General features: G+C 51.7%; 7 protein-coding genes. 3 read left to right on the forward strand and 4 right to left on the reverse strand.

The features are described from left to right. Nucleotides 1-9: 9 nt before the first annotated feature. The 4 genes from OCU43_RS04900 to OCU43_RS04915 all read right to left on the reverse strand — a co-directional run bounded on the left by OCU43_RS04900 (nt 10) and on the right by OCU43_RS04915 (nt 6,240). Nucleotides 10-2,889, reverse strand: a complete 2,880-nt coding sequence (locus OCU43_RS04900) for an FAD-binding and (Fe-S)-binding domain-containing protein (protein ID WP_091361941.1) — start codon at nt 2,887-2,889, stop codon at nt 10-12. A gap of 152 nt (nt 2,890-3,041) precedes the next feature. Further along, entirely contained in the window at nt 3,042-4,427 is a 1,386-nt protein-coding gene (locus tag OCU43_RS04905) for a TRAP transporter large permease (RefSeq protein WP_091361939.1), read from the reverse strand. Beyond that, nucleotides 4,427-4,957, reverse strand: coding sequence for a TRAP transporter small permease subunit (locus OCU43_RS04910; protein ID WP_091361938.1), 531 nt, complete (start codon nt 4,955-4,957; stop codon nt 4,427-4,429). The genes OCU43_RS04905 and OCU43_RS04910 overlap by 1 nt, the downstream gene beginning before the upstream one ends. A gap of 209 nt (nt 4,958-5,166) precedes the next feature. Next, entirely contained in the window at nt 5,167-6,240 is a 1,074-nt protein-coding gene (locus OCU43_RS04915) for a TRAP transporter substrate-binding protein (RefSeq protein WP_091361936.1), read from the reverse strand. A 391-nt stretch (nt 6,241-6,631) separates the two neighbouring features. Here OCU43_RS04915 and pdhR point away from each other — a divergent pair, with 391 nt between their 5' ends. From pdhR to aceF, 3 genes are all read left to right on the forward strand, one after another. Further along, nucleotides 6,632-7,396 (forward strand): pyruvate dehydrogenase complex transcriptional repressor PdhR, encoded by a 765-nt coding sequence (gene pdhR, locus OCU43_RS04920; protein WP_091361961.1) that lies wholly within the window; start codon nt 6,632-6,634, stop codon nt 7,394-7,396. Nucleotides 7,397-7,749: 353 nt separating this feature from the next. Continuing rightward, nucleotides 7,750-10,407, forward strand: a complete 2,658-nt coding sequence (gene aceE / locus OCU43_RS04925) for a pyruvate dehydrogenase (acetyl-transferring), homodimeric type (protein ID WP_091361959.1) — start codon at nt 7,750-7,752, stop codon at nt 10,405-10,407. 33 nt (nt 10,408-10,440) lie between these two features. Beyond that, the gene (aceF, locus tag OCU43_RS04930) at nt 10,441-12,414 is read left to right on the forward strand and encodes a dihydrolipoyllysine-residue acetyltransferase (RefSeq protein ID WP_091361934.1); all 1,974 of its coding nucleotides are present in this window, start codon (nt 10,441-10,443) and stop codon (nt 12,412-12,414) included. Nucleotides 12,415-12,919 lie beyond the last annotated feature (505 nt).

A 12,919-nucleotide genomic window follows, 5' to 3' on the forward strand; every position in this document is an offset into this window, starting at 1 on the left:
CCTCATAAATTACTGTTCAGTGTTGGTGTGCTGAATCAGTTTGTTTTCTGGAACCCTGTTGTCAGCATTGAGTTTTGGCTGACTAACACGATCCAGAAGATAAATGATCGATTTGTAATCTAAACCGCTATGGTGCGACAGCCCGATCTCACAAGTGCGGCTGGTCGAGTATCCGCTGGTACACTCAACAACATCATCTCTGAGTGAGCGTAGCGCTGACTCATTCAACTCGGGAGTTGAGAATCCCTTATCTCCGGCAAATCCGCAACAGGTTATCTGCTCCGGAATAACCAGATTGGTTACACAGGCCGCAACAATTCGCTTCAGCTTATCGCCGACCCCCATCCGGGTTGTGCTGCAGGTGATATGCAGCGCAACCGTTTCATCGACCGGTGTTATCACCAGCCGGTCGAGCAGAAACTCATGGATAAATTCTACCGTATCAAAAAGTTTAATACGTTGATCTGTATTATCCTTTAGTCTAAGGCTGCAGGGGCTGGTATCTGAAAATACAGGATACTCACCATTATTGGTAGCTTTAAGTAACATCGCTTCCGTTTCTGCCGCCTTATAATCGGCGGCCTCGAACATCCCTTTTGACTGGAAGGGCATACCGCAGCATAACTGGTCCAGATTCTCCGGATAGATCACCTGATAACCCGCTTTGCGCAACAGTTGCTCAGTCTTCTCGGCCAGAGAGGTCTGTTCATCATCGCCCCGTGCCGGCCCCATCGCCCGGCTGGCACAGCTGGGCAGATAGACAACCTTCGGTGCATCCGGGTCGGTCACCGGGCGGTGGATATTGATCTTAGGTGCCGCCGTCGGCATCGCCGGAGTCCATTGCTGTACCCGTCCCCCGGAAAGCTTACGGGTGGTGTCACAGATCGCCGTCATCGCTTTGGTGCCGATCAGGCCATGGGTCAGGTCAGCGCCTTTGAAGGCCACCTTGCTGGCCGTCATGACCCCGCCGTAGTGTTCTGCCAGCCATTGCGCCAGTTTTGTATGGCGTTCATTGTTCCGGCTGCGTAACACGCGGGTCAGATCACCGGTGTTAATCTCAACCGGACAGGTGGTGGAGCATAACCCGCAGGCTGCGCAGGTATCTATGCCCTGATAAAGGTACTCTTTGCGCAGCTCTGCCAGCCGCTCAGGGTCTTCATGGCTGGCCTCAAGCCGGGCGATCTCGCGCCAGATAACTATTCTCTGGCGCGGTGTCAGGGTGAGATCCCGAGAAGGGCAGGTGGGTTCGCAAAAACCGCACTCGATACATTTGTCGACCAGTGGATCGGCAGCAGGAAGAGGCTTGAGGTTTTCCAGATGCACATGGGCATTACGGTTTAACAACACCCCGGGGTTGAGAATGTTGTGCGGGTCGAACAGCTCCTTGATCTCCCACATCAGGGCATAGGCCTGCGCGCCCCACTCCTTCTCAACGTAGGGGGCCATATTGCGTCCGGTGCCATGCTCAGCCTTGAGTGAGCCATCATATTTATCCACAACCAGCGTGGCGACATCATCCATCAGGCCTTCATAGCGGTCTATCTCAGTCTGATCATCAAATGACTGGGTAAACACAAAGTGCAGATTACCCTCCAGCGCATGGCCAAAAATGAGCGCTTCATTATAGTCCCATTTCACAAAGATCTGGTGCAGGTCGTGCACCGCATCAGCGAGCTGGTCTACCGGAAACGCGACATCTTCGATAATTACCGTAGTGCCGGTTTGTCGCACCGCGCCTACCGCGGGGAACAGACCTTTACGGATCGCCCAGTACTTTGAATACTCCTGCGGATCCGTTGTGAACTCGATATCACGAACAGTTTCAAGCGAGGCGATAGAGGCCTTAATCTGTTCAACCTGCTCAGCCAGGTGGTCTTTGCAGCCCGCCCGTGTTTCAACCAACAGTGCTGCTGCATCATCCGGTAGCTGTTTGATAAAGTCAGGCATGCCGGGTTTATTTTCAATTGAGCGCAGTCCCGCACGATCCATCATCTCGACGGCGGATACCGGGGTCTTTTTCAATATTGCCACCGCTTCACAGGTGATGCGAACGGTGGGGAAAAAGATCAGTGCCGACGCTTTATCCGGATGCTCATCCACAGTGTTGTAGGTGATGCTGCTGATAAAGCCCAGCGTACCTTCTGAACCGATCATCAGGTGTTGCATGATCTCTATCGGATCCCGGTAATCGATCAGTGCATTCAGTGCATATCCGGTGGTATTTTTCAGCCGGTATTTATGCTCGATCCGTTGCCGCAGGGCGGCGTTGTCCCTGGTTTGCAGGGCCAGGACTTCCAGAGCGGTCAGCAGACTACCGTGACTTTTTCTGAAGGCGGTGACCGAGTGGCTGTCTCCGGTATCGACAGAGGTTCCATCCGCCAGAATCAGCTTCATGCTGTGCAGGGTGCGATAGCTGTTTTGCGCAGTGCCACAACACATGCCGCTGGCGTTATTCGCTGCGATACCGCCGATCATTGCGGTGTTGATGGAAGCCGGGTCAGGCCCGATCTTCTTGTTAAACGGAGCCAGATAGCCGTTCGCATGGCCACCGATGACACCTGGCTGAAGTGTTATGCGGCTGGCATCATCGGCTATCTGATAACCTTTCCAGCCATCTTTCAGCTGGATCAGTACCGAATCAGTAATGGCCTGCCCGGAAAGGCTGGTCCCTGCGGCGCGGAAGGTGACCGGAACTCTGTGGTTGAAAGCCAGCTTTACAATACGAGCTACCGCCTGCTCCGACTCAGGGCGCAGCACCAGTTGCGGAATCAGCCGGTAGAAACTGGCATCGGTTCCATATGCCAGGGTGCGAAGCGGATCAGAGATGATCTGTTCAGCGGGCAGAAATTCCTGCAATAGTTGCTTGAATTGTTGATATTCCTGCTTCATTTAAATGCCTCGCCTTGGCAGCTGCTGATTCAAATGGTGATTCAGGATCTGCCCGATTAACGTGTGACCCGCAGGTCGGATGAAATAGAACAGCAGAAGGAGACGGGCTCCTTCTGTACTAAACATGTTATATATGCGGCTACCGGGAGTGTTTAGCCGTAAGCTGCAGCGGGCAGCCAGAGTACCAGTTGCGGGACGAAAACCAGCACCAGGAGACCGATAAGCTGCAACAGGATAAACGGAATAACGCCTTTATAGATATCGCTCAGCTTAACACTCGGCGGGCAAACACCTTTGAGATAGAACAGGGCAAAGCCCACCGGCGGTGTCAGGAACGAGGTCTGTAGCGCCATCGCAACCAGCATCACAAACCACACCAGCTCAGGATTATCGACTACACCATAACCGTCTATATCCAGTCCCAGTGCGGAGATAACCGGTGCCAGCAATGGCAGAATAATCAGTGTGATCTCAATCCAGTCGAGGAAGAAACCAAGCAGGAAGATCACCCCCAGGATAAAGAAGATAATACCGTAAGGACCAAATGGCAGACCGGTCAGGAAAGACTCAATCAGCTCATCGCCGCCCAGTTCCCTTAAAACCAGGGCGAAACAGGTGGCACCGATAAAGATAGCGAAAATATAAGCCGTGGTGTTGTAGGTTCCCTGCATCACCTCTTTCAGTACCCGGAAGTTGAATTTGCGGTTATACACTGCCAGCAGGGTCGCACCAAATGCACCTACGCCCGAAGCTTCCGTTGGCGTGGCAAAACCACCAAAAATGGAGCCCAGAACGACGAAGATCAGCAGCAGGGTAGGCAATACCGCCTTCAGAACAGAGACAACGGTCTGAAAGGTCACCGGTTTTGTATCTGGTGGAATCGGTGCGGCTTCAGGCTTGAGCTTACCAACAACCAGAATATAGATGATATACATCGCACCCAGCATCAGACCGGGGAATACTGCGCCCATAAACAGATCACCAACGGAGAGACCCAACTGGTCGGCCATGATTACCAGCATAATACTGGGTGGAATCAGAATACCGAGAGTACCTGCACTGGCAATGGTGCCCAATGCTAAAGGCATGGAATAGCCCTGTTTGGTCATAGAGGGTAGCGACATGACGGCCAGCAGTACCACCGAAGCCCCGATAATGCCGGTAGAGGCGGCCAGAATAATACCGATAGCGGTAACCGTGATGGCAAGACCACCGCGTACCCGGCCGAACAACTCCTGCATAGAGTTCATCAGACGCTCTGCCACGCCGGATTTGTCGAGCATTATCCCCATAAAGATAAACATCGGCAGGGCAACCAGTATCCAGTTGTCCATTATCTTCCACAGGCGGTTAACCACCAGACCCAGCGTCAGAAAATCCAGCCCGGTAATAGTATCAAAATAGGTGTCGGCCAGATAACCGATCAGGGCAAAGGCAACGCCTACGCCGCCGAGAACCCAGGCCACCGGAATACCGGTAAACAGTAACACGATGAACGACAGGAACATCGCAATAACAAGAATTTCATTAATTTCCATTACGCATTGTCCCCTTTAAACAGTAAAACCGTGTCACGGTACAGACGTGACACTACCGCGATACCCAAGAGCAACATACTGGCGGGAATAGCACTTTTGACCAGCCAGCGATAGGGCAAGCCCGAAGGGGACTCTGAGTGTTCATCGATACGATAGGAATCCGCAACGAAATCAAGACTGTGGATAAAGATAACCGAGATAAAAGGCAGCACTAACAGCAGGATGCCCAATATTTCAATAATATATTTGGTTTTTGATCTGAAAGATGAATAAAACAGATCGACCCGGATATGTGAGTTAGTGGTCTGCGCATAAGACAAACCAAACATCACGCCGAGTGCATATAAGTGCCATTCCAGCTCTTCTAAAACGATCAGGCCATTAGAAAACCCTTTTCGCAGAATCACCTGAGTAATAATGACCAGTACCAGAATGACATAGACCCAGGCGATCATATGGCCGATTTTCTGGATGGCCCTGTCAATGCTGTCCGCCAGAGGGACCGAAGGCAGGCTGTTAGGCTCGTTCACGATAATGCACCTTTACCAGTTTTTTATTGTATTAGGAGTTAACGTTTGTAACGTCAGTATATGAATAAGTTTTGAAAAAACTCTGTAAAACAGCGGCGTTGGCCGCCTCTTTGCAGAGTGCTCTCAGGTTTCAGAACAGATTTAAAACCGACAGACTAAACACAGGGGCTAATCAGCCCCTGTGTTGCTAAGTCATATCTGCTTCATGCTCAGTTATTTTTAGCGCGAGGCAGAAATGCGTTGGATTCCCAAAGGTCATAACCTTTACGGAAGGTGCTCAGGTCATCCCAGACTTTCTTAAAGAATGGGTCCTCAGCGGTTTTCTCAGCGACCACTTCGTTCCATTTATCTTCGAAGGTTTTCAGCATGGTGTCGTTCCAGTAACGGATGTGCACGCCGTTTTCCTTCGCTTTAGCCATGACATCAAACTGCATCGCTTCACCTTCAGCAATCGCGTTAGTCACGGATGCTTTACAGGTGTTGTCGAGAATAGCCTGCTGGCCCTTACTCATACTGTTCCAGGTATCTTTGTTCACTAGCAGTTCAAAGACAGTTGCCTGCTGGTGCCAGCCTGGGAAGTAGTTGTATTTGGCGATTTTGTACAGACCCAGACGCTGGTCAATCGCTGGCTGAGAGAATTCAGTGGCATCAATTGCACCTTTCTCCAGTGCGCCGAAGATCTCACCACCGGGTAGCTGAGAGGTGGATACGCCGAGTTTTTCCATCACCGATGCGCCGAGACCGAAGAAACGCATATTCAGACCTTTCAGATCTTCTGGTGTATTGATCTCTTTCTTGAACCAGCCGGAGGTTTCCGGGGAGATAATCGCACAAGGCATAACGTGAACGTTATAACCGTTGGAGTCATACATCTCCTGATACAGTTTCATGCCATTACCGTAATAGAGCCAGGCCATATATTCGCCAGCTTCCGGTCCGAATGGTACGGCGGAGAACAGCGCAGCAGCCGGAATCTTACCCTGCCAGTAACCTGCGGTGGCATAGCCAGAGTTTACTTTACCGGATGAAACAGCACCCAGAATCTCCTTCGCGCCTACCAGTTTGCCCGGCTCGTAGATTTTCATCTTAATCGAGCCATCACTCATAATCGGTAACTGTTCAGAGACCCACTTAATGGGAGTTCCCAGTGCGGGCAGGTGTGATCCGAAAGCGATTGGTGTTTTCAGAAGTAACTTATCTGCCGCTTGTACTGCTGTGGTTGTTGCCGTCATAGCTGTTGTGATTACAGCTGCAGAGACCAGGGCCTTTGCGAATGTATTCATGATCTTCCCTCATGATGTTTGTTGTTTTTGTCTTTCTTTGCCGGATTCAGAACAGGCCATTCGGGTGCCTTTAAAATTGTTCTTGAATAATTGGTAATACCAATTTACCATGCAATTAGTCGCTACCTTAGAATTTTGCGCGGTGTCTTGTCAATGCTTTTGTAAGTAATAAACTTAGCTTCTTTTTTGTAAAAAGCGCTATTTTTTATACAAATCAATAACAAACAGTATGGTCAGACCAGTTTGCAAATGGTGGTGCTGGCAACTTTTAAAGTGCCTGCCGGGGGTGGCGGTGCTTTATCTGTTGGTTTTGGTCGCGTTCATAAGCGTCCTTAAAATTAATAATTAAAGAGTCAGAATTGAGAAATTAATGGCTGGCGGAGATGGTCAGATGGCGTATCAGCGAGTGAAGCAACCCAAAATTTCGGATGTCATCATGGGGCAGCTGGAAGAGATGGTTCTGGAAGGCACCCTTAAACCCGGACAGAAGTTGCCTCCGGAGCGGGAACTGGCTAAGCAGTTTGAAGTGTCCCGTCCCTCATTAAGAGAAGCGATACAGAAATTGGCGGCGAAAGGGGTGCTGGTGAGCCGACAGGGGGGCGGGACCTATATCTCGGAAGATCTGGGCAAAGCATTCTCTGACCCGCTGCTGGAGCTGTTCAAAACCCATCCTGAGGCCCAGTATGATCTGCTGGAGTTTCGTCATGCGCTGGAGGGCGTGTCGGCATATTATGCGGCTCTGCGCAGCACTCCCGCCGATAAAGAGCATATCCGGGCCCGCTATGATGCCCTGCAGGGGTTTCATGACCGTAAGGAGTTCGATAAAGAGGTGTATGCAGATGTGGATTTTCATCTGGCAATCGCCGAAGCAACCCATAATATGGTATTGCTGCACATGATGAGAGCATTGTTCAGTTTGCTGCGTCAGCATATCTGGGAAAACCTGCAGGATATCTATCCGAAAAGCGATATTCGCGGAAAAATTCACCTCCAGCATTCTGTGCTGATGGAAGCGATCCTGGCAGGTGAGCCGGAAAAGGCCCGCAAAGCGGCCCATGATCATCTGGCTTATGTGGAAGATGCCCTGCTGGAGCAGGGGAAAGAGAATACCCGCCTTAAAAGAGCGTTGCGTCGGGCTGATGTAACAACGCTGTAATCTGTCTTATGTATAAAAACTACATTAATGGCTATTCATACCATCTATGTAGACATTAAATCTGTTTTTTTGTAGTATTACTACAAAATAAAAATGATAACAAAAAAAGGCAGGCCTGCTGCAGTGCAGCATGAAGCCTGTTGTTGAACTCATTAAGACATTTATAGCAGTGTCAGTGGGCAGGGCAAAGTGATAAAAATCTGTAAAATCATCGGCTTCTACTGAAATCGTTGTTTTTTTACCTGCTTTTTTACTGATAACTTCTATTCTTAACAGAGTTTACCTGACGCCGGGATGATTGGGATACCTGGTTTTGAGTGCAAGACAAGACAAGAATAGTGGAGAAAGGCAAAGTGCAAGAATATATCGACGATATTGATCCTATTGAAACCAGTGAGTGGATTGAAGCGCTTGAATCGGTAGCCAAACATGAAGGCGAAGAGCGTGCCCATTACTTGCTGAAAAAGCTGGGTGAAAAAGCTGCTGATATGGGCGTTAGCGCAGGTTCAACACTGACCACCCCATACCGCAACACTATTTCATCGAAAGATGAAGTCCGCATGCCGGGCGATCTGTTTATGGAACGCCGTATCCGTTCCTTTATCCGCTGGAACGCGATGGCGATGGTGATGCGCGCCAATGACAACTCTGACGGCCTTGGCGGTCATATCTCCAGCTTCTCCTCCTCTGCAACACTGTACGATATCGGTTTTAACTATTTCTTCCACGGCTCTGAAGGCGATCGCGAAGGTGATCTGGTGTTCTTCCAGGGGCATATCTCTCCTGGGATCTATTCCCGGGCCTATCTGGAAGGCCGTTTGACCGAAGAGCAGATGGATAACTTCCGTCGCGAAGTCGATGGTGTGGGCCTGTCATCCTATCCACACCCATGGCTGATGCCTGACTTCTGGCAGTTCCCAACTGTATCGATGGGTCTTGGCCCTATTCAGGCGATCTATCAGGCGCACGTAATGCGCTATCTGTCAGCCCGTTCCCTGATCAATCGTGGCGAGCGTAAAGTCTGGGCATTCCTGGGTGACGGTGAGTGTGACGAGCCTGAATCTCTGGGTGCGATCTCCCTGGCAGGCCGCGAGCAGCTGGAAAACCTGGTATTTGTGGTTAACTGTAACCTGCAGCGTCTGGATGGCCCTGTTCGTGGTAACGGTAAGATCGTTCAGGAACTGGAAGGTGTATTCCGCGGTGCTGGCTGGAATGTCATCAAGTGTCTGTGGGGCCGTCACTGGGATCCACTGTTTGAAAATGATGAAAAAGGTCTGCTGCAAAAGCGCATGGATGAGGTCTGTGACGGTGAGCTGCAGAACTACAAAGCCAACGGTGGTGCCTACACCCGTGAGCACTTCTTCGGTAAATACCCTGAACTGCTGGAGATGGTTAAGGATCTGTCAGACGATGACATCATGAACCTCAACCGCGGTGGCCACGATCCCTATAAGGTCTACGCAGCTTACCATGCAGCGATGAACCATAAGGGTCAGCCAACCGTTATTCTGGCGCAAACCGTTAAAGGTTACGGTACCGGCAAGTCGGGTCAGGCGAAGAACGACACCCACTCCATGAAGAAAGTGGCGATGGATGATCTGAAAGACTTCCGTGACCACCACAACATTCCGCTGACCGATGATCAGCTGAAAGAGGTTCCATACTACCGTCCATCTCCTGATTCTGCAGAGATGAAGTACATGATGGAGCGTCGTAATAAACTGGGCGGTGTTTATCCTACCCGTCGCAGCGACTTTGATGCCCTGGAAATTCCACCACTGGATACCTTCGCAGCACAGCTGAAAGACAGCGGTAAGCGCGAAATGTCCACCCAGATGGTGCTCAACCGGGTGATGAGCACACTGGTGAAAGATAAGAATATGGGCGAGCGGGTTGTACCGATCGTGCCGGATGAAGCCCGTACCTTTGGTATGGAAGGTATGTTCCGTCAACTGGGTATCTATACCTCAGCGGGGCAGCGCTACGTACCGCACGATTCTGACCAGATCATGTTCTACAAAGAGTCCAAGACCGGTCAGATTCTCGAAGAGGGTATCAACGAAGCCGGTGCTATGTCTGCATGGATGGCGTGTGCGACCTCATACAGCAACAACAACTGCACCATGGTGCCGTTCTACATCTACTACTCTATGTTCGGCTTCCAGCGGATCATGGATCTGGCCTGGGCGGCAGGTGATATGCAGGCCCGTGGCTTCCTGATCGGTGCTACCTCAGGTCGTACCACACTGAATGGTGAAGGTTTGCAACACCAGGATGGTCACTCTCACCTGATGGCGCAGATGATTCCAAACTGTGTCTCTTACGATCCGACCTTTGGTTACGAGCTGACCGTGATCGTACAGGACGGCCTGAAGCGGATGTTCCAGGACAAAGAGAACAAGTTCTACTACATCACCACCATGAACGAGAACTACGCTCACCCAGCCATGCCGGTTGGCGCTGAGGAAGGCATCGTCAAAGGGATGTATGTTCTGCAGGAAGGTAAAGACTCCGATAAGAAAGTACAGCTGATGGGTTGCGGTACGATTCTGCGTGAAGTGATTGCAGCGGCAGATATCCTGCGGGATGAGTTCGGTGTTGAATCCGATATCTGGAGCACCACCTCGATTAACGAACTGCGTCGCGATGCTCAGAGTGTTGCCCGCTGGAATATGCTGCACCCTGAAGAGGAAGCACGTACCTCATACCTGGCCGAGTGTCTGAATGGCCACGAAGGTCCGGTTATTGCCTCCACTGACTACATGCGAATCTATGCGGACCAGTTGCGTGAATATATCCCGCGCACATACAAAGTACTGGGTACCGATGGATTTGGTCGCTCCGATACCCGCGCGAAACTGCGTGAGTTCTTCGAAGTGAACCGTTACTACGTCACTGTTGCTGCGCTTACAGCTCTGGCTGAAGAGGGCAAGATTGAGCGTACTGTTGTAGCCAAAGCGATGCAGAAGTTTGGCATAAACCCGGAAAAACCAGCCCCCTGGACTGTGTAACCCGAAGCTGAACTTTTAAGAGAGGATAATAACGTGAGTACTGTAAACATTACGGTTCCTGATATTGGTGGTTACACAGACGTAGATATTGTTGAGATCTGTGTAGCGGTTGGTGACACTGTGGTTGAGGGCGATTCCCTGATCGTTCTGGAAACCGACAAGGCATCGATGGAGGTGCCATCTACCCACGCGGGTACGGTGAAAGAGATTCTGGTTGAAGCGGACGGTACCTGTAACGAAGGCCAGGCCATCGTGGTACTGGATACCGGTCTGGTGGTTGAAGAGGTTGCTCCGGTTGCTGAAGCTCCTGCGGCTGAGCCTGCACCTGCGGCAGAAACACCGGCACCAGCCGCAGCGCCTGCAGCCGCGAGTGCGGTTGAGAAAGTACTGGTGCCCGATCTGAGTGGTGCCACCGACGTTGATGTGGTTGAAGTCCTGGTGAAGGATGGTGACACCGTTGCGGAAGGTGATTCCCTGATCGTGCTGGAAACCGACAAAGCCTCAATGGAAGTACCTGCACCGAAAGCCGGTGTCGTGGTATCGATGAAGATCAAAGAGGGCGACACCACCAACGAAGGCGATCACCTGTGTGATCTGCAGATCGAAGGTGCTGCGCCTGCGGCCGCCGCGCCGGCACCTGCTGCCGAACCCGCTGCGACTGAAGCGCCTGCTCCTGTTGCGGCTGCGCCTGCCCCAACGGCGGGTGGCGTTGAAGATGTGCTGATTCCAGACCTGAGCGGAGCCACCGACGTTGATGTGGTTGAAGTGCTGGTTAAGGATGGCGACACCGTTGCCGAAGGCGATTCCCTGATCGTGCTGGAAACCGACAAAGCGTCGATGGAAGTGCCCGCCCCGAAAGCTGGTGTGGTTAAGTCCATGAAAATTAACGAGGGTGATCAGGTCAACGAAGGTCAGCTGCTGATGCAACTGGAAGTGGCAGGCGGAGCAGCGCCTGCACCGGCCGCCGCTGCGGCTCCAGCACCTGCGGCAGCATCTGCACCGGCTGCACCTGCACCTGCTCCGGCGAAAGCGGCAGCCCCTGCGCCTGCTGCAAGGGGCAGTGTTGATCGTGAAGCCCTGGAGAAGAAAAACAAGAACGTTCACGCAGGTCCGGCGGTTCGTGCCACGGCCCGTGAGTTCGGTGTTGATCTCTCTCTGGTCTCCGGTACAGGTCCACGTGGGCGTATCCTCAAAGAGGATGTTCAGGCCTACGTTAAAGGTGCCCTGAAACAGCTGGCCGAGAAACCGGCTGCTGCGGTGACTGGCGGTTCGGGTATTCCTGCAATTCCTGAAGTCGATTTCAGCCAGTTTGGTGAGATCGAAATGGAGAAGATGTCCAAGATCCACAAGCTGACGGCGGCCAACATGTCCCGCTGCTGGCTGAACATCCCCCATGTGACTCAGTTTGATAAAGCGGATATTACCGATCTGGAAGCGTTCCGTGCCGAGATGAAAGACGAAGCGGCCCGTAACGGAGTGAAGCTGACGCCGCTGCCATTCATGCTGAAAGCGATTGCGATCGCCCTGAAAGCGCATCCGAAGTTTAACGCTTCGCTGCATGCCGACGGTGAGCACATTGTTTACAAGAAGTATGTCAACATCGGTATGGCAGTTGATACTCCGAACGGCCTGATGGTTCCTGTTATTAAGGACGCAGACAAGAAGAGCATCTACGAGCTGTCGCTGGAAGCGGTTGAACTGGCGGGTAAAGCCAAAGATCGTAAGCTCAAGCCAACTGAGATGCAGGGCGCATGCTTCACCATCTCAAGCCTGGGCGGTATTGGCGGTACTGGCTTTACGCCAATCGTTAATGCCCCTGAAGTGGCCATTCTGGGTGTTTCCAAAGCGGATATCGAACCGCGCTGGAACGGTAAGGAGTTTGAACCACGTAAGATGTTGCCATTGTGCCTGTCTTACGATCACCGTGCGATTAACGGCAGTGATGCGGGTCGCTTCCTGACCTACCTCAACCAGCTGCTGAGCGATGTCCGTCGCATGGTTATGTAATCCGGATTTTTCCGTGATTACCTGAATTCCGGTTACCCAACGCCTTCGGGCGGCAGGTCACCGGAGGTTCGGTGGTAAAACACCGGGCCAGATACGGCAGTGTGCAGGCTGTCGTATCAACCTTATTTTTTATAGTTTCCATGGTTATTCTTGTACCCATGACTCGGGCCCCTACTCATCATTGAGCAGGGGCTTTTTTTTGACTCGCGATTGCGATATCGCCCCTGGTACCCAGAGGGCATGCCAAAGGGGCTCCTACGGGGTGGGAATGTGTTGTAGGAGCCCCTTCCAGGGGCGATGAGATTCTAAAGAAGAGTGTTTTACCACCGTACCCAAAGGGCATGCTAAGGACACAGAGGTCCACAGAGAAAGGCGTTCAAAATGAACCTGCCCGTTGCGCTTAGCATGCCGGGTACCAGCAGCAATGTTTTTATCGCCCCAGGTACCCAGAGGGCATGCTAAAGGAGCTCCTACAATGGGAAATCAGATATTGGCACCTTAGTAA

The sequence above is a fragment of the Amphritea atlantica genome (assembly GCF_024347255.1).
Taxonomy (GTDB): domain Bacteria; phylum Pseudomonadota; class Gammaproteobacteria; order Pseudomonadales; family Balneatricaceae; genus Amphritea; species Amphritea atlantica.